The organism is Sphingomonas sp. PP-F2F-A104-K0414, assembly GCF_004340945.1.
Taxonomy (GTDB): domain Bacteria; phylum Pseudomonadota; class Alphaproteobacteria; order Sphingomonadales; family Sphingomonadaceae; genus Sphingomonas.
This window is the reverse complement of sequence record NZ_SLYD01000010.1, coordinates 72,832-91,322: the sequence shown is the minus strand read 5'-3', so window position 1 is coordinate 91,322 and position 18,491 is coordinate 72,832. Positions and strand designations below refer to the sequence as shown.

The 18,491-nt window shown below is 64.8% G+C and carries 14 protein-coding genes and 1 pseudogene; 6 read left to right on the top strand and 9 right to left on the bottom strand.

Annotated features, from left to right (window positions below; genetic code table 11):
* Window position 1: 1 nt before the first annotated feature.
* The 5 genes from C8J46_RS19040 to C8J46_RS19020 form a co-directional block, all read right to left on the bottom strand.
* Window positions 2-952, bottom strand: coding sequence for a xanthine dehydrogenase family protein subunit M (locus tag C8J46_RS19040; protein WP_132742258.1), 951 nt, complete (start codon window positions 950-952; stop codon window positions 2-4).
* Window positions 949-1,587 (bottom strand): aldehyde dehydrogenase iron-sulfur subunit PaoA, encoded by a 639-nt coding sequence (gene paoA, locus C8J46_RS19035; RefSeq protein ID WP_132742257.1) that lies wholly within the window; start codon window positions 1,585-1,587, stop codon window positions 949-951. Before paoA ends, C8J46_RS19040 begins: the two co-directional genes overlap by 4 nt.
* Window positions 1,571-2,689 carry an XdhC family protein gene (locus tag C8J46_RS19030; protein ID WP_132742256.1) on the bottom strand — a complete coding sequence of 373 codons (1,119 nt, stop codon included), beginning with the start codon at window positions 2,687-2,689 and terminating at the stop codon, window positions 1,571-1,573. Before C8J46_RS19030 ends, paoA begins: the two co-directional genes overlap by 17 nt.
* Entirely contained in the window at window positions 2,686-3,918 is a 1,233-nt protein-coding gene (locus tag C8J46_RS19025) for an MFS transporter (RefSeq protein WP_132742255.1), read from the bottom strand. Before C8J46_RS19025 ends, C8J46_RS19030 begins: the two co-directional genes overlap by 4 nt.
* A gap of 211 nt (window positions 3,919-4,129) precedes the next feature.
* Window positions 4,130-4,825 carry a RibD family protein gene (locus tag C8J46_RS19020; protein WP_132742254.1) on the bottom strand — a complete coding sequence of 232 codons (696 nt, stop codon included), beginning with the start codon at window positions 4,823-4,825 and terminating at the stop codon, window positions 4,130-4,132.
* A gap of 178 nt (window positions 4,826-5,003) precedes the next feature.
* Here C8J46_RS19020 and C8J46_RS19015 point away from each other — a divergent pair, with 178 nt between their 5' ends.
* The 3 genes and pseudogenes from C8J46_RS19015 (at window position 5,004) to C8J46_RS19000 (ending at window position 7,658) form a co-directional block, all read left to right on the top strand.
* A complete protein-coding gene (locus C8J46_RS19015; protein WP_132742253.1) occupies window positions 5,004-5,786 on the top strand; it encodes a glucose 1-dehydrogenase in 783 nt (260 codons plus the stop codon).
* 245 nt (window positions 5,787-6,031) lie between these two features.
* Window positions 6,032-6,874: pseudogene (locus C8J46_RS21335) on the top strand (SDR family NAD(P)-dependent oxidoreductase).
* A gap of 22 nt (window positions 6,875-6,896) precedes the next feature.
* On the top strand, window positions 6,897-7,658 hold the full coding sequence (locus C8J46_RS19000) for a YkgJ family cysteine cluster protein (RefSeq protein WP_132742250.1): 762 nt from the start codon (window positions 6,897-6,899) through the stop codon (window positions 7,656-7,658).
* Window positions 7,659-8,076: 418 nt separating this feature from the next.
* On the opposite strand, the gene C8J46_RS18995 is transcribed toward C8J46_RS19000, so the two are convergent.
* The 3 genes from C8J46_RS18995 to C8J46_RS18985 form a co-directional block, all read right to left on the bottom strand.
* Complete coding sequence (locus C8J46_RS18995; RefSeq protein WP_132742249.1) at window positions 8,077-11,199, bottom strand: efflux RND transporter permease subunit; 3,123 nt, start codon at window positions 11,197-11,199, stop codon at window positions 8,077-8,079.
* Window positions 11,196-12,266, bottom strand: coding sequence for an efflux RND transporter periplasmic adaptor subunit (locus C8J46_RS18990; RefSeq protein WP_132742248.1), 1,071 nt, complete (start codon window positions 12,264-12,266; stop codon window positions 11,196-11,198). The genes C8J46_RS18995 and C8J46_RS18990 overlap by 4 nt, the downstream gene beginning before the upstream one ends.
* Before the next feature lie 72 nt (window positions 12,267-12,338).
* Window positions 12,339-12,956, bottom strand: a complete 618-nt coding sequence (locus tag C8J46_RS18985) for a TetR/AcrR family transcriptional regulator (RefSeq protein ID WP_132742247.1) — start codon at window positions 12,954-12,956, stop codon at window positions 12,339-12,341.
* An 86-nt stretch (window positions 12,957-13,042) separates the two neighbouring features.
* Here C8J46_RS18985 and C8J46_RS18980 point away from each other — a divergent pair, with 86 nt between their 5' ends.
* Entirely contained in the window at window positions 13,043-14,512 is a 1,470-nt protein-coding gene (locus C8J46_RS18980) for a TolC family protein (RefSeq protein WP_132742246.1), read from the top strand.
* A 9-nt stretch (window positions 14,513-14,521) separates the two neighbouring features.
* The gene (locus C8J46_RS18975) at window positions 14,522-14,995 is read left to right on the top strand and encodes a PaaI family thioesterase (protein ID WP_132742245.1); all 474 of its coding nucleotides are present in this window, start codon (window positions 14,522-14,524) and stop codon (window positions 14,993-14,995) included.
* A gap of 50 nt (window positions 14,996-15,045) precedes the next feature.
* Here C8J46_RS18975 and C8J46_RS18970 read toward each other — a convergent pair whose 3' ends face one another.
* Complete coding sequence (locus C8J46_RS18970) at window positions 15,046-16,104, bottom strand: glycoside hydrolase family 43 protein (protein WP_243643517.1); 1,059 nt, start codon at window positions 16,102-16,104, stop codon at window positions 15,046-15,048.
* Between the two features lie 217 nt (window positions 16,105-16,321).
* On the opposite strand from C8J46_RS18970, the gene C8J46_RS18965 reads away from it, so the two are divergent.
* A complete protein-coding gene (locus C8J46_RS18965; protein ID WP_243643516.1) occupies window positions 16,322-18,136 on the top strand; it encodes a peptidase M61 in 1,815 nt (604 codons plus the stop codon).
* The last annotated feature ends 355 nt before the right edge of the window (window positions 18,137-18,491 follow it).

The window sequence follows — 18,491 nt, the reverse complement described above, 5'->3', positions numbered from 1 at the left end:
CTTATGCCTTCGCTTCGGCGAGGACCGAGGCCAGCGCGCGGGTGGCAAGTGGCAGCTTGAACGCGTTGTCCTTGGTCGGCGTCGCACCCTGGAACGCACGCGCCGTCACTGCGGCGGCACCGCGTGGCAGCAAGGCATCCGCCGCCTCGACACGCCAGGGGCGGGGGGCCACGCCACCGAACGCGACGCGCCCGGTGCCATCGGGCTGGATCACCGCGGCGATCGACACCAGCGCATAGGCGTAGGATGCACGATCGCGCACCTTCTCGTAGAAATGCTTGCCGCCAAGCGGCTTCGGCAAAGTGACGGCGGTGATCAGCTCGCCTTGCTTCAGCACGGTATCCTGCTGGGGCGTATCACCCCACAACCGGTGGAAGTCGGCGATCGGGATCGAGCGGCGCTGACCGGTCGCATCGACGGTCTCGACCACCGCGTCGAGCACGCGCATCGCGACCGCCATGTCGCCCGGGAACGTCGCGATGCAGCTATCGCTGACGCCGATGACGCCCAACTGGCGCGAATAGCCACCGATCGCGGCGCAACCCGAACCCGGCTTGCGTTTGTTGCACGCCATATTGGTGTCGTAGAAATACGGGCACCGCGTCCGCTGGAGCAGATTGCCCGCGGTCGACGCCTTGTTGCGCAACTGGCCCGAAGCCCCGGCGACGATCGCGCGGGTCAGCACGCCGTAATCGCGGCGGACGCGCTCGTCGGCGGCGAGGTTCGTATTGGTCACCAGCGCGCCGATCCGCAGGCCGCCGTCGCGCGTCGCCTCGATCTTGTCGAAGCCGAGATCCTGCACGTCGACCAGATGCGTCGGCGTCTCGACCTCGATCTTCATCAGGTCGAGCAGGTTGGTGCCGCCCGCGATGAACTTGGCGGCCGGGTTTGCCGCAACGGCACGCGCTGCGCTGCTCGCGTCCTTGGCGCGCTCATAAGTGAAAGCTCTCATGCTTTTGCTCCCGCGACTTCAGCCATGGCTTCGGCGATGTTGGAATAGGCACCGCAGCGGCAGATGTTGCCGCTCATCCGCTCGCGCATCTCGACGTTCGTCGCGGTCGGCTTGGTCATCAGGTCGCCCTGCGCATGGCTCGGGATGCCACGCTTGATCTCGTCGAGGACAGCGACCGCCGAGCAGATCTGCCCCGGCGTGCAATAACCGCACTGATAGCCGTCATGCTTGATGAAGGCCGCCTGCATCGGGTGCAGCTTGTCGGGCGTGCCGAGGCCCTCAATCGTCGTGATCTCGTCGCCCTCATGCATCACCGCGAGGCTGAGGCAGGAATTGATCCGGACCCCGTCGACCATCACGGTACACGCGCCGCACTGGCCGTGATCACAGCCCTTCTTGGTCCCCGTCAGGTGGAGATGCTCGCGCAACGCGTCGAGCAGGGTGGTCCGCGGATCGAGGCTGAGTTCGCGCTTCTCGCCATTGACCTTGAAGCGCACCGGCATGGTCGGCGCGGCGTCTGCCTTGGGCGGCGTCGTGACAGCGGCACCGACCGGCGATGCGACGATCACGGCAGTCGCTGCGCTTCCCGCGAGCAGCCCGCGCCGCGAAAACTCCACTTCAGATACGCTGGGCATGGGCTTGGTCTTCCTTCCTGTCGAACCGCGCGTCCGCGGTAAGGGTCTGATTTACATCAACGATTGTCGAGGACTGTAACGCACCGCCACCGCGTTCGGAGCGTGCATGTTGTTCAATGAAACCATGAGGATGGCTCATGGTCGAAGGGGCGGGGCGCGGTATGTTGAAGGCCGTCGCGGCTTCGTACGCTTGTACCACCTGTGCCATGATCGAGAGCGCCAGCGTCTGCGGGTCGCGTGTCGCCTTGATCAGACCGACCGGTCCGACGACCCGCGCGATATCATCCGGTATCGCGCCCGCTTCGAGCAGGCGTCGCTGGCGTTCGAGATGTGTACGCAGGCTTCCCATCGCGCCGACGAAGAACGGGAGCTGTTCCATGACCTGGAGCAGCAGCGGTGTCTCCCAGTCGTGATCGTGGAACAGCGTGATGACGGCCGTCCAGGGATCGATCACCAACCCGTCGACGCGTCCGACGAAGCGGAGAAGCGCAGCGGACATGCCCTTCTCCCGTGCATCCTCCACCAGCGAATTCTGCGGGCTCAAGAGCATAACCTCGGCGCCGTAGGCACGGGCGATGTCGAGCATCGCGGCGGGTTCCGCGCCGTGTCCCGTCACGACCAATCGCAGGACCGGATCGTGCCGCACGATGAACGCCGTATCGCGCCATTGCGTGCAATGGTCTACGTCTGAGCGGGCGGCAACTAGATCGCCGTCCTGGGTGAGCTGGAGCGTGAGCGGCTCTCGTCGCTCCAGAACGGCAATCGCGCAATCGATCTGCCGGCGATCCGGCGTCGGCGTGAACAGCAAGTCGATGCCCCCGCCGCAGGGCAGTCGAATGTCGATATAGCGCGAGCCGTCTCCATAGCGCACGTGTCGCGCACACCCTTCGGCTAGCACCTCCTGCGCTTCGGCGATCACCGCGGCTTCGACGCACCTGCCGGAAAACGATCCGAGCGACCGTCCGCTTTCGGCGACCGCCATATGCTCGCCGGGCGCGCGCGCCGCGCTACCGGTGACGTCGGTCAGCGTCACCAGCGCGGCCCGCTCCCCGCGCTCGGCACAGTCACGCAGGAAGTGAAGGATCGCCAGCGCCTGCTTCATGCAGTCGCGGCCTGCGCATGCCCGGCTGCGCCACGATGCGCGCGACCGATCGCCAGGGCGGCGACCGCGGCTACTGCCAGGAGGCCGGCGCTAGCCAGGAACTCGGCGCGCGGTCCGGCCGTATCGAAGACGATGCCGCCCATCGTCGCGCCGAGCGTGATCGCAAGCTGCACGATCGCGACCATCAGCCCGCCGCCGGCCTCCGCCTCGTCGGGCACGGTGCGCGCCAACCACGTCCACCATGCTACCGGCGCGGACGTGCCCGCAAAGCCCCAGACCGCGAGCAGGATCCCGACCGCGACGACCGACGTCCCGACGACCGTCAGCGCCACCGCCGTGGCCGCCATCAACGTCGGCAACACGGCGAGTGTGAGAAACAGTCCCGCGTTCAGCACACGACCGATCAGGACCGTGCCGATGAACCCGGATACACCAAGAATTAGCAGCATGATGGACAGCAACGCCGGCGAGACGTGCGTCACCTGCTCGAGGAACGGGCGGAGATAGGTGAACAGCGAGAACTGCCCGACGAACAGCATGGCGACGGTCAGCAGGCCGAACACCACGGGCGGCCGGCGGAGCAGCGCAAACATGCCACGGGCGCTCTGCCGTTCCGACACGGGGAGGCTCGGCAGCGTGACGGCCTGCCAGATCACCGCTGCGACCGCGACGGGGACTACGCAGAAGAATGCGCCGCGCCACCCAATCAGGCTGCCGACGAAGCTGCCAAGTGGTGCCGCGAGCACGGTGGCGAGCGCATTACCGCCACTGATGACCGCAAGCGCCTTCGGTACCGACTGGCTCGGCACCAGCCGCATCGCGACCGCGGCGGACATGGACCAGAACCCGCCGATCGCAACGCCGAGAAGAGCGCGCCCGGCCATGAACACCAGATAGGTCGGCGCGAATGCGACGATGGCGCCGGACAGGACGAGCATGCTGGTCAGCACGAGCAGCACGATCCGGCGGTCCATCCTGCCCAGAACGGCGGACAACGAAAGGCTGGTGATGACTGCGAACAGGCCGGATACGGCAATCGCCTGTCCGGCCTTGCCCTCGCTGAGGTTCAGCGTCTGCGCGATCGGGCTGAGCAGGCTGACCGGCATGAACTCGGACGCGATAAGCACGAAGCTGCACAGCGCCATTGCGTATACCGCACCCCAGCGGGCGGGCCGATCGTCGATGCGCGCGGCATCGGTTTCCGCAACCGCGGCGATGGGACTTGCCATGATGGCTCTCCTGAGTGTGTCAAATGCGCCCGGACCCGTCGGTGAGGAGGGATCACGACGGATCCGGGCGCTCGCGCCTTGCCGGTTCGGGAACGAACGGTTGGCTGCGACGAATCGTAATTTATCGGAAGACGAACCGACCGACAATTCGGCCAGACGTTGATGCCTTGGTGAGCGTTGCTCATGCACGCGCTCGCAAAACCCTAAGTCGTCAGGCTGGAGCGATCCGATACCGAAGCCAGACGATCCCGCCGTCCATGACTTCGTGACTGATCAAAGCCAGGGTATCGATCGGCAACCGCTCCGAAGTCGGCACGCCAGAGCCATCGAAAACGGCCGGAGCACCCGATGCGCCATCGATAGCGGGAACGAGCATCAGGCTGATCTCGTCGATGAGGCCGGCACGCAGAAAGCCGCCATTGAGGTGACCACCCCCTTCGAGCAGCAGGTGGTCGATCCCGAGTTCGACAGCGAGGACCGCTACAACCTCGTGCAGGTCGAGGTCGGTCTTACCGGCGAACACATACCCGACGCCGTCCTCGCGTAATCCCGCGAGATGCGCGTCGGATACGGCCTTGGTCAGGACGACGACGATCGGATCGCCACCAACGTCGTTGCGTCCCCAGGCGATCTTGCCCCGTGCATCGAGCACGACGCCATACGCATCGGCATCGGTCCTGGGCAGCCACGCCGTCCGGGGAAAACTCGCTTCGGGGCTATCAGGGTATGCCTCGCGCTTGGCGAATTCCTGGCCCGTGACACGCCCGACGAGCCACGATCCGCCGCCAAGCCGACCATGTAGTTCCTCGTACATCTCGTGCGAATGCGCGCCGCTCGGCGTCCAGCGTTCGGGCAAGATCCTGCCGTCGATGCTGCTGGCCATGTGACAGATGATATGCGGCTTCATGTACGGAAATCCTGAAACTGGCTTCAAGGCTATCCGTAAGGAACGACCGCGTCGGCCTGTCGGTCCAATGAGGGTGCTGCATCGGATCGGTGAGGGGATTTCATGGAAGCGGCATCGACCCGCTTCGTTCTGGACCGGGTCCGCAGCGAACAAGCTGCTCAGCGTGAAGGAAATAAAGATGGCCGACCAGAACCAGAGCTACGCAGGCAAGATCGCCTTCATCACCGGCGCCGCCAACGGCATCGGCCGCACCACCGCGATCGCCTTCGCCAAGGCCGGTGCCCATGTCGCCGTCGCCGATCTGAACGGTGACGGCGTGGCGGAGGTCGTCGCGGCGATCGAGGCAGCGGGGGGCAGCGCGCTCGGCATCACCTGCGACGTCTCGAAGAGCGAGGACGTCCGCACCGCGCTCGACAAGACCGCCGAAGCATTTGGCGGCATCGACATCGCCTTCAACAATGCAGGTATCGAGCAGCAGCAGATTCCGCTGGCGGACCTCAGCGAGGAGGATTTCGACCGCATGACCGCGATCGATCTGCGCGGCGTTTTTCTGTGCATGAAGTACCAGATCCCGCTGATGCAGAAGCGCGGCGGCGGCGCGATCGTCAACACCTCGTCGGGCGCCGGCGTCGTCGGGATCGCCGGGCAGGCCGGCTACGTCGCGGTCAAGCACGGCGTGATCGGGCTCAGCAAGTCGGCCGCGCTCGAATATATCGGCGACAACATCCGCGTGAACGTCATCTGCCCCGGCATCATCGAAACGCCGATGATCACCGACCGCGTTTCGGGCGGCACCGAGGAAGGCCAGAAGAAGATGATCGCGCAGGAGCCGATCGGCCGCATGGGCAAGCCCGAGGAAATCGCCGCCGCCGTTCTCTACATGTGCTCGGACGCCGCCGCGTTCATGGTCGGCCATGCGATGGTCGTCGATGGCGGCCAGACCGTCGGTCTGGGCGGCTGAGCTCTACCCGCGACCCGGTGTCGTCGGCGGCGGATTGTCGGTCACGAGCGAGGATGCGGTCGCCATCCTCGCTCGGGCTGGTCCGTGATTGGTACCTGAGCGAATTTCATCCCGTCGATGAAGGGCCGGCCGATTGTCTAGGCTGGCCCTTTACTGGAAAAGCAGGCGTCGCGACGATCGACGCGCTTCGTCCCGCTGGGTGAAGCGTCGCCGATACCGTCGGCCTATCCAAATGCGGGGTCATCATGAGCAAGGTCTGGTTTATCACGGGCGCCGGTAGCGGTTTGGGCGCCGGCACCGCTCGCGCGGCACTCCAGAGTGGCGACCGGGTTATCGCAGCAGGTCGAAACGTCGCGAAGATCAACGACACCCTTCGGGAGTATGCCGGCGACGACCTCGTCGTCACCGCGCTCGACGTGACGAACCCCGATGAGGTTCAAGCCGCCGTCGACCGCGGCATCGCTGAATTCGGTACGATCGACGTGCTGCTCAACAATGCCGGCGGCGGCGTGTTCGGGAATTTCGAGGAACTCGCCTAGGCCGACATCGAGTGGCAGTACCGCGTCAACGTTTTCGGCGTGATGCACGTGCTGCGCGCGGTCTTGCCGGTCATGCGGCGCCAGCGGTCCGGGACGATCCTGAACATCAGCTCGGGCGGCGGTATCCAGGGTTTCGCGCAAAGCACCGCGTACGGCGCGACCAAATTCGCCGTCGAGGGACTGACCCTAGCGCTGGCGCAGGAGGTCGAGCAATTCGGCATCAGGACCGTGCTCGTCGAACCGGGCATGTTTCGGACCGAGTTGCTGAGCGACGCGTCCGTGCGCTATGCTGCCCCCAGTATCGACGATTATTCGCATCTGACGCCTGCTCGCGACGCCTGGGCGCCGGTCAGTGGAACGCAGGCGGGTGATCCGGCCAAGTTCGGGGATGTCATGGTGCAGGTCGCGGGCATGGCGGAACCCCCGCGGATCCTAGCGGTGGGCAAGGATGTGCTCGGCATTATCGAGACGATGACCGCCGAGCGCCGGGAGCAGGCGGCGAAGTTCGCGCAGCTGTCGGGCTCGACCGACTTCGACGCTGCGCACTGATCGCCTGTTGGCCAGCCGAACGATGACCGGGATCAGCTTCTCCTGCACGTCCTGCGGTCGTTGCTGCCACGATTTGCGGCTGACCCTCAGCGTCGCGGAGGCGATCCAGTGGTTGCATCGCGGCGGCAAGGTCCAGGTACTCTGCCATGCGGCGGCGGATCTGGACGACCTCAGCCCGGTCGTCGCTTACAGGAGTGCACGAAGTTTTCCGGCCCGAAGCGGCGGGTTGGCGATCCGCGTACAGGTCATCCTGGCCGCACAGTTCGACGGCGCGTGTCCCAACCTCCTGCCGGACATGCGGTGCGGGATATATGACGAACGGCCCAACACCTGCCGAATCTATCCTGCGGAGATCATTCCCGGCTTGGCCTTGAAGAGCGACCGCAAATTATGCCCGCCCGAAGCATGGGATGATCGCCAACCCGAGTATCTCTCGGCAGACGGGCGCATCCTGGACGTCGTGACCGACACGGCGATCGCTGCTGCCCGTGCGGCGGGACTGCGCGAGGTCGGCATGCGTCGGTCGTTGGCGACCGCCCTCGGCATGAAGATCGCCGCGTTGGAAAACGAGGGGTTCGCCGTCTGGAGCATCGCATCCGACGCGTTGCTCCCTATTCTTCGCGACGCCATGCAGGGGGCGGGTGATCCGAGCAAGGATACGCCGTCCCCGGATTGGCTGTTTGTATCCCCGCGTTCCGAAACGCTGGCGTTGATCACCGCAGCGGGGGCGAAGGCGGTGTCCTCTCCGAACCACGATCAGGTCGCATATCTGCCGCTATACTGAGTCCAGTGACCGACGCGTCAGCACGACCGAGCACCCGCTATAGCGAGCATCACGGCACGTTGCGGCGCCGATATGCCGCTCCAATAGTTCAACGGCACTGGACAGCGTCTTGATGTCGAGATCCACGTCGACGTGCCGGACCGATCCAGCGGTAGCGCCGTCGTAACGGTAGCGAACGCAAAAGACCCGGAGTGCCTCGAGCCTTGGATCCGCCAGGGCGTTGTTGTCCCGAATACCGAAAACATAGCTGATTGCACGTGACAGGCGCCGCGGGCGGCATGCCGACGCAAGCGAGTCCTTCAAGGATAGCAGGACCACCTGCTGCTCGGTCACGGAAAGCCGATGCTCCACGGATATGTCCGGCACCCGGACTGAAGCGTCATCGTGGCGGATAGGACAGTACAACACGCTCGGCCGATCACGCCGAAACGGGTTGTGACGAAGGCGACGGCTCCCGGCGATCGTCCGCAGGCGGCCGTATCCGGAACCACAGGGCGTAGAGCGCAGGCAGGAACACGAGCGTCAGGACCGTCCCGCCGAGCGTCCCGCCGATCAGCGTGACCGCCATCGATCCCCAGAACACCGAACTGATCAGCGGGACGAAAGCGAGCACGGCCGCCATTGCCGTCAGGATCACCGGCCGCGATCGCTGCACGGTCGCCTCGACGACCGCGTCATAGGGATCCATCCCCTCCCGCTCGTGATCGTGAATCTGCCCGATCAGGATCAGCGTGTTGCGCATCAGGATCCCCGCCAGCGCGATCAGGCCGAGGATCGCGTTGAAGCCGAACGGCTGGCCGGTGACGAGCAGCGTCGGCACCACGCCGATGAGCCCCAGCGGCGCGGTCAGCAAAACGATCGCCATCGCCGACAAGCTGCGCACCTGGAGGATGATCACGATCATCATCAGCACGATCATGATCGGGAAGATCGGCGCGAGCGCGGCATTCGCCTTGCCCGCCTCCTCGATCGAGCCGGCCATGTCGATCTGGTAGCCGGACGGCAGCGTCCTGATGATCGGTTGTAGCTTCTCGAGCATCGCGGTCGATACATCGGGCGGCTGCAATCCATCGGCGATGTCGCCGCGAACCGTGATCGTCGTCAGCCGGTCGCGGCGTTGCAGGATCGGGTCCTCCATGCGGACTTCGAGCTTGCCGATCTGGCCGACGGGCACGCGCTGGCCATTGGCACCGGTCAGCATGTAATCGCCGATGCGCGCCGGATCGAGCCGATCGCTGCCACTGGACCGCGCCACAACGTCGACCGTCCGGATATCCTCGCGCGCCTGGCTGACCGTCGTACCGGTCAACAGGAACTGAAGCTGCTCGGCCACGTCGCTCGATGTCAGGCTGAGCGCGCGCAACCGGTCCTGCTCGAGCACGAAGTGCAACGCGGGCGCACGGTCGCCCCAGTCGGCGTTGACTGTACGCATCGTCGGATCCCGTTGCATCACGCCCTGCACCTTGTCGGCGATTACGCGGACGGTTGCGAGATCGGGACCGCTGACACGGAACGCGACGGGGAAGGGGGAGTAGGGGCCGAACACGAGTTGCGTCGCGCGAACCCGTGCCTGCGGGGCGAGCCCCTCCGCCGCGGCCTCACGCAGCCGAACCTTCAAGGCGTCGCGCGCGTCCTCGTCGGCAGTCAGGACGATGATCTTGGCAAAGGACGGGTCGGGCAGCTCGGGCGACAGCGACATGAAGAACCGCGGTGCACCCTGACCGACATAGGTCGTGACGACCTTGGCCTCGGGCTGTTTGCGCAACCACGTCTCGACCAGTTTTGCGGCCTGGCCGGTCTGCGCGATCGCTGTGCCCTTGGGCATCTGCACCTCGACCAGCACCTCTGGCCGGTCCGAGGCGGGAAAGAACTGCTTGTTGACCAGCGCCATGCCCGCGCCTGCAATCAGGAACGCACCCAGCGTTGCCAGTGCGACGAGCAACTTGCGCCGCACCGCCCAGGCGATGACGCTGCGAACCCTTTCGTAGCGCGGCGTCCGGTAGATCGCCGCGTGACCGCCTTCGATCGGCTTGATCTCGGGCAGCATCTTCACACCCATGTACGGCGTGAAGATCACCGCGACGAACCACGATGCGATCAGCGCAAAGCCGACCACCCAGAAGATGTTGCCGGCATATTCGCCCGCGGTCGACTGCGCGAAGCCGACCGGCATCAGCCCGATTACGGTCACTAGCGTGCCGGCCAGCATCGGCGCCGCGGTATGGCTCCAGGCATAGGCCGACGCGCGGATGCGGTCGTATCCCTCCTCCATCTTCACCACCATCATCTCGATCGCGATGATCGCGTCGTCGACCAGCAGGCCGAGCGCGAGGATGAGCGCGCCGAGCGTGATCCGGTCTAGCACGCGGCCGGTCGCCCACATGATGACGAGCACGACCGCCAGCGTCAGCGGTACGGCGGCGGCGACGACGATGCCCACGCGCCAGCCGAGGCTGACGAGGCTGACGATCATCACGATCGCGAGTGCCTCGAGGAAGGTGTGCATGAACTGGTCGACCGCGTCGGTGATGTTGACCGACTGGTCGGTGACGCGGGTGAGGCTCATGCCGAGCGGCAGTTCGTCGCCGATCTTCGCGACCTCGGCGTTCAATGCCTTGCCGAGGTCGAGCCCGTTCCATCCCTCGCGCATGATGACGCCGAGCAGCAGAGCGGGTTCGCCCTGGCTGCGTATGAGGAAGGTCGCGGGATCCTCGTAGCCGCGCTCGACCTTGGCGATCTCGGACAGCCGCAGCGTGTTGCCGTTCGCTACGATAGGCAGGTCGCGGATCTTCGACAGGTCGTCGAACGCGCCGTCGAGGCGGACCACGACCTGCTGCCCCTTGGTCTCGATCGAGCCCGCGGGCGTGATGAGGTTCTGCCTCGAAAGCGCGGCGAAGATGTCGCGGGGTGAGACGCCCAGCGTCGCCAGTCGCTCCTCGGCGAATGCGACGTAGATGCGTTCAGGTCGCTCGCCGACGATGTTGATCTTGTTGACGCCGGGCACATGCAGCAGCCGCTGACGCAGCGTCTCCGCCTCGCGAGCGAGCGAGCGTTGCGGCTCGCCCTTCGCCTTCAAAGCGTAGAGCGCGAAGGTGACGTCGCCATATTCGTCGTTGACGAACGGCCCGACCACGCCGCGCGGAAGGCTCGGCGCCTCGTCGCCCATCTTCTTGCGCGCCTGATAGAACTGGTCCGGCACGTGCTTGGGAGGAGTCGTATCGCGCAGCGTCAACGTGGTGAAGGCGAGGCCGGGCCGCGTGAACGTCTCGCTGCGATCGTACCAGCGTAGTTCCTGCAGGCGCTTCTCGAGCGGCTCGGCGACCTGGTCCTGCATCTCCTGCGCCGTTGCGCCGGGCCAGGCGGTGACGACCGTCATCACCTTGATCGTGAAGCTCGGATCTTCCGCGCGCCCCAGTCTGGTGAAGGCGACAACCCCGGCGATGATGATCGCGATCAGGAAGAACAGCGTGACCGATCGTTCGCGAACCGCGAGCGCCGACAGGTTAAAGCGGTCGGGTGCCTTTTGCTCGTCACCACTCATCGTGCGGCAACCCGGACGATCTGGCCCTGGTGCAGCATATGCGCACCCATCGCGACGAAGCGGTCACCCGACTTCAGCCCCGAGGTCACGGTGGCGGTTTCCTCCCCGATCGCAGCCACCTTTACCGGGCGCCAGATGATCCTTGGCTGCGCGCCGGCGCCGACGATCCATACACCGGCCCCGTGGCCGGTATCGCGGAGTGCGCCGAGCGGTACTTCGGTCGCGACCGCGTCGCCGGGATCTGACAGCGTGACGGTCACGGTCGAGCCGAGCGGCGCACGCGCGGTCGCCTCGGCGAGGACATACCGGGCCTCGAACGTCCGCGACGCCGCGTTGGCGGAATCGGCCAGCTGCCGCAGCGTTGCGCTCCCGGTGGCACCGTCGAAAGTACGGGCACGTGCGGTCGAGCCCAGGCGCGGTCGCAGCGTTTCCGGCAATTGCACCAGCGCCTCGCGCGGTCCCGACCGCGCGACACGGACGACGATCTGTCCCGCGGCAACGACCTGCCCCGGCTCGGCCAGCGTCTCGACCACGGTCCCGTCGGCATCCGCGAGCAGGACGGTGTAATTGGTTTCGTTGCGCGCGACGCGAGCCTGCGCTTGCGCAGCGCTCAGTTGCGCGCGCGCCGCATCTGCCGCGGCCTTCGCCTGATCATAGGCCGACGCGGAGACGGCGCCCGCGCCGACCAGGTCACGATATCGTTTCTCGTCCGCGCCGGTCTGCTCCGCGTGGGCGCGTGCTGCATCGACCGTTCCCTGCGAAGCGCGGGTCGCCAGCGACAGGTCGGTTCCGTCGATCCGCATCAGTGGCTGGCCACGACGCACGATCTGGCCGGTGTCGACCAATCGCTGCGTGACCTTGCCGCCCACGCGAAAGCCCAGGTCGCTCTGGATGCGCGCCGCGACGACCCCGGTAAACTCGCGCGTTGCCGCGTTGGCGGCGACCGGCGTGGTGATTCGGACCAGCGGCGGTCGTGTGCGCGGATCGGGCTCCGCGCGATGGCATGCCGTCAAGGTCGCGGACGCCAGCACCGGCACGGCCAAGGCGATATACAGTCGGTTCGACACACGGATCCTCCACAGAAGCGGGACCCGAATGTTTCCTTATGACTATATTGTCAACTGGTCATGGTTCGAAATCTACGGCGCGAGGCTTCGCAGGATGAGCCCGGTGACCTCGTTCTGCGCATCGGGAAGCAGATCGAGATTACGCTCCAAATGCAGCGGATCGATGAACGGCGTCATTGCGTAATAGATCGAGCGGACCGTCTCATCGAGCGGTGTCTTGCGCTCGAACTCGCCGTTTTCCCGGCCCTGTCTGACGATCTCTTGGATCATGTCCTGAAGCGATCGGGTGTAGGCCTGCGCTGATCCCCAGCGCTCCGACGCGGCTAGGGCTGCGATCTCGTAAATCTTGCGATCCTCGAAAAACAGCGCGACGCTCAGCGTGTTTACGCTCCTGAACATGCGGCGAAACCGGTCGGTTGCGCTGCCGCCCGCGTCGACGGCGTTGCGCGCTTCGGTCAAGATCTGTTCGAGGCGCGCGCCGCAGATCGCCTCGCCGATCGCCTGCTTCGATTCGAAGAACCGGTAGATATAAGCCTTGGAGAACCCGATCTCGCGCGCAAGGTCGGCGACGGTCGTCTTGCTGTATCCGTAATGGGCGAAACAGTCGTTTGCGGCTTCGACGATCTGATCGCGGACCGCATGTTCGGCAGGGCCACGCGTCGGGGAGGATTGGGGAGCGGGGTCAGTCATTGCCGCGTCATAGGCGGACATCACCCCGTTGACAAACGATGACTATATACATCATTGGTCACAGCCTGAGTCATCGAAGGTCGATCATGCGCCATTTCCGCTCCGCTGCTACCCTGGCCACGACGCTGCTGTTGGTGAGTGGCTGCACGACCGCGCCGCGCTACGCGGTGCCGGCGTCGTTCGCACCGGCCGCCTTTGTCGGCGCCAGCGCGGTCGACACGAGGTCGGCGGATGCAGGACAAGCCGATCTCGTCGACTGGTGGCGCGGGTTTCACGATCCGTTGCTCACCAGTTTCGTCGAGCGCGCGCTGGCCCAGAATCTCGACCTGCAACAGGCCGGTGCGCGCGTGGCGCAGGCGCGTGCCGCGCTGAAGACCGCCAACGCAGCCCTGCTTCCGTCCGGTCAGGTCAGCGGGCAGGGGGGCGAGATCTATCAGTCGCTGGAGACACCGATCGGACGGATCGGCAGCGCGTTTCCCCAGTTCGAGCGTGCGACCGAAACCTACGAGGTTAACGTGGGCGCTAGCTGGGAACTTGACGTCTTCGGCGGGCGTGATGCCGCGCGCGATGCGGCGCGGGCCGATTGGCAGGCGTCCGCTGCCGCTGCAGTGGCCGTGCGTCTTGCGGTCGCGGCGCAGACGGCGGACACGTACATCGCGATCCGGGCCTTTCAGGCGCGGCTCGGCGTTGCCCGAGCGCAGGCCGATACGCAGGCGCGTCTCGTCGACCTGATCGCGCTGCAATACCGCAAGGGCGTGGCGGCCGAACTGCAACTTCGACAGGCGGAAGGTGCGCTGGCGCAGGTTCGCGCCTCGGTCCCGGCGATCCAGAACCAGCTCGACATGGCGCTGACCGCGCTCGACATTCTCATCGGGGTCCAGCCGGGCGCTACCCGCTCCGAATTCCTGGTCGTGACCGCGATCCCGTCTCCTCCGGCGATTGCGACCGCGGGTGGCCCCGCCAGCCTGTTGCGCCGTCGTCCCGACATCATCGCAGCCGAGCGAACGCTGGCGGCGTCGAACGCACGGATCGGCGTCGCGATGTCGGAATATTACCCAAAATTCTCGCTGAGCGGTCTGCTCGGCACCGCGACGACGGCAGCTGGCGGCCTGTTTGGTGGCAATGCGACACAGGCGAACGGCGTGCTGGGCCTACGCTGGCGCCTGTTCGACTTCGGCCGCGTCGATGCCGAGGTGAAGAGCGCCAGAGGACGAAACGCGGAAGCGCTTGGCGCCTATCGTCTGGCCGTCCTGCGCGCATCGCAGGATGTCGAGGATGCCTTCTCGACGTTGGTTCAACAGGAAGCGCGGTCCACCATGCTGAGCCAGGGCGAGACGTCGTTGAGCCGCGCCCGGGATGCCTCGTTCGCGGCCTATAGGGGCGGAGTCGCTAGCCTGATCGAGGTTCTGGATGCGGACCGGCGCCTGCTCGAAACGCGGGACGGGGTGATCCAGGCACGCGCAGCCGCCAGTCGTGGTGCCGTCGCGTCGTTCCGGGCGCTTGGCGGCGGATGGGATCCCGCTAGTCCCGCTACCGTATCGATGGCCAAACTGTGAGAGCGACCCATGACGACTGATGTCCCGATCAAACCCGACGGGCTTGCGCAGGTGCAGGCGATGCTGGCTACCGGACGGCAGCCCCCGCTCGGCGAGAAGCTGGGCATATCGCTGATCGAGGTCGAATACGGGCACGCGGTCTTCGAGGCCATACCGGACGGCACGTCGTACAATCCGATGGGCACGGTGCACGGCGGCTATATCTCGGCGATCCTCGACAGCGCGTGCGGCATCGCCGCGCATACCGGGCTGAAACCGGGGTTCGGCTATACGACGCTGGAGTTGAAGGTGTCGTTCCTGCGCGCGCTGACCGAATCCAGCGGGAAGATCAGGGCGGTCGGACGCCTGGTGTCGATGGGTGGTCGCGCGGCGTTTTCGGAGGCCACGCTCATCAACGAGAAGGGCCAACTGTGCGCCACGGCGACATCGACGCTGCTCGTCTTCGAACTCCGCCCGCGGAACACTGACAGCGATCCCGTTTGAGGGCAAGGATGGCGACGCGAACGCCCTACCGGTATGCAGGCGAACGCCCGCTAAGCGCCCGACAAAGGTCTGGCTCCTATCGGTAGCCGTCGCGGAGCAACGCCGACGTCGGTCAGCACGACCGGGGCGATACTGCCGTCCTTCCGGAAGTGCATCTGCTCGATCGCGACCTGGCGATGATTACCGTCCGTTTCGCTGAGGGGGCGACGGTGATAGACGATATACCAGTCGTCCGTCCCCGGGATGCAGATCGCGGAATGGTGGCCGGCGCCGCGGGCGACACGGGCATCCTGTTCGAGGATCCTGCCGCGCGGCGTGAACGGCCCGAGCGGGCTGGGGCCCGTGGCATAGGCCACGCTGTAGAGCGGTCCGGTCCATTCCCCTTCCGACCACATCAGGTAATAGATGCCGCGCCGCTTCAGCATGAACGGCCCTTCGACATAGTCGGGCGAGGGCGTGATCGCCTTGTAGGTCTTCCCATCCGCGAACGGCGCAAGGCTGGTCAGGTCGCGCGACAGGCGGACGATGTTGCAGTGTTTCCAGCCGCCATAATACAGATAGCAGGTGCCGTCGTCGTCGCGGAACGCCATCTGGTCGATCGGCTGCGCACCGTTGACGATGTTGCCGATCAGCGGCTTGCCGATGGCGTCGCGGAACGGGCCTTCGGGGCGATCGCTAACCGCCACGCCGATCCCGCCGCGCTGCCGGTCGGTCTTGATGTCGTTCGCGCCGAAGAACAGGAAGTATCGACCATCCTGCTCGATCGCTGACGGCGCCCACATCGCATAGGCGGCCCAACTCACGTCCCTGACGTCGAGCACGCGCGGATGACGGGTCCAGGAAACCAGATCCGGCGACGAGAAGGCGTCTAGAAACGTCTGTTTCAGAAACGGGCTCCAGATCTTCGGCGAGGCGCGCTCATGGGCCTGCCAGGGCGTGAAGCGGCTGGGTCCGGCGGGGACGGGCCCGTCGGCCGAATAGGTCGGATAGATCCAGTATCGATCGCCGAAAATGCGAATTTCGGGATCGGCGTACCAGCCGGGCAGGGCGGGATTAGCAGCGTAGGCGACGCCGCGGGGAATGAGGCTGAGCCCAAGGGACCCCAACACTGTTCTTCGATCGATCAACGACACAATACGGCTCCGGTGCAGCTGCAGCGACATATGCTCTACGCCGGTCGTCAGTTTGTCTTCAATAAGCGCCGCCTGACGTCTTAGCTGACAAGGCTTTCGCGACGCGGTGGATCCTGCGGCCTGGTCCTTCCTAGACGGCTGCACTGAAGGCACGATTGTTGCCGCTGCCTGAGACGCGTGCGATGGATTGCTGATGAAATTCGACATCATTCCGATCCGATCACGGTATGTCCGGTTGCTAGTCAGCGAGATGTGGCTGCGCGCCAATCGTTTGAAATGGCGAACGCTGGTCCTAGGGATGTTGGTTCAGGGTACGGCTCTGGATGCGAACCCAGCGGAGGATCGGTCTATCGCTCTCACGCTTGCCCCCACGGCCAACAGCGAGGGGCAGATAGAAACCTTTGCAATCACACTCAATTTCGGAGGCTTGTCCAAAGGAGTTGGAGAGACGCTCGTTCAGTTGCCGTTGGTTGAGAGCAATGTCGACAGCGTAGCGACCACCTTGACCGGGCTGGTTGCCGCAGATGCGCTCGGCGCCCTGGATCTCACTGCACAAACAAGGACTGCACCGGGCACGGGAGATGCAGATAGCGGCGGACCAACACGGATCTGGGCGGTAAACCGCGAAACTTCCGGGCCTGTCGTCGTCCGATACATAGTGCCCGCCAACGCGACTCTTCCGCCCCGAGGTCCCGCACCGCCCGTAGCCCTCTCGAATGACGGTTACGGCGCCTCCGGAGCAGGCAGCGTGTTTTTGCTGATGCCGCCAGGTGACGACCACTATCGCACGACCGTTGATTGGGATTTGTCGCGGCTGCCATCTGGCAGCAGCGGTATCAGTTCGTTGGGCAACGGACATGTCGACGCTGGGCCGATGACCGCCGCAGAGCTGACATCCAGTTTCTTCATGGCGGGCCGCGTTGCAACCTGGCCTCAGCCGACGCCTAGCACTGGTTTCTTCTCGGCATGGCAGGGAAAGCCCGCCTTCGACGCGGAGCCGCTGATGGCGTGGGCCGGCACGTTATACAAAGACTATTCCCGGCTTTTCAGGCAGGCAACGCCGCCCCCGTACGGCGTTTTTCTTCGGTACAACCCTATCAATGCGGGCGGCGGTGTCGCCATGCACCAGTCTTTTGTCGTCACGTTCGGAAGTGGGGCAGGAAGCGATGTTGCGAAGCTGCGGATGACGCTGGCGCACGAGATGTTCCACACATTCCAGCCGCGCATCACCGATCCTGATGGCCTCGCATCGGCATGGTTCACCGAAGGCCTGGCGACGTTTTATCAACGACGTTTGCCGCTCCGATACGGCATGATCACGCCTTCCGCGTTTCTGGACGACCTCAACTATTACGCAGGCCGCTACTACACGAATGTCATGGCGACAGTGCCGAACTCCGTCATACCGACACGGTTCTGGGCAGACACGCGGATCCGGACGCTTCCTTATGACCGCGGGATGTTTTATTTCGCGACCGTCGACGAAGCGATCCGGTTGCGGTCGGGTGGCAAGCGGTCGATGGACGATGCTATGTTCGCGATGCTGGCTCTTCAGGCCGCTGGTAAAGCCGTGCGCTACGCAGACTGGGAAGCAATCCTGGCGCGCGAAATAGGAGCCGGGGCCGTCGCCGACTTCCGGGCGTTTCTCGCCGGACGCATGCCGCTACCATCTTCCGGCGCGTTTGGTCCGTGTTTCCGCCGGATCAGCAAGCCACTTCGACGCTATGAGCTTGGGTTCGATACCGCCGTACTGGCGGAGCCGAAGCGCACGGTTCGGGGTTTGGTTGGCGGTTCAGCCGCAGCTGCGGCAGGACTACGGAACGGCGATGACATTGTTGATCCCGTGCCCCAGGATCGAATTCAGGGCGACCAAACCGAACGTCTGATGTTGAAAGTTCGCAGGGACGGGAAGATCTTTGCGATCAACTATCTTCCACGCGGCGAGACAGTGAGCGCATGGCAGTGGGACCGGGTGGCCGGACTGCCAGACAAGAAATGCGCCTTGTAGTCTAATTAGGGTGATTGGATAAGTGATGCAGTAATTGCGAAATATTCGGCGAATGCGTTTTGTTTGATTTTTGATTTGCGATGATTCCGCTACTGCTGCGCAGTCTGATATACGTGGTGCTTATTGGTTCAGTCCTTTTTACGTTGTCGAAGCATACATAAAGCACTGGCAGCACACTGGTCTCTGAGAGGTATACGTTAAAAGCACCGGAGATTATGCACGTGGGGCAGCTTCACGTCGATGAGCCATAATCCAAACGGTGTGGTACAAACGAGGCTCGCTGGCATACCGTGGGGAGGGTTGCTGCTAAGCCGGGATATCCCTAGAAGATGATGACGATGCTGATCAGAGGTAC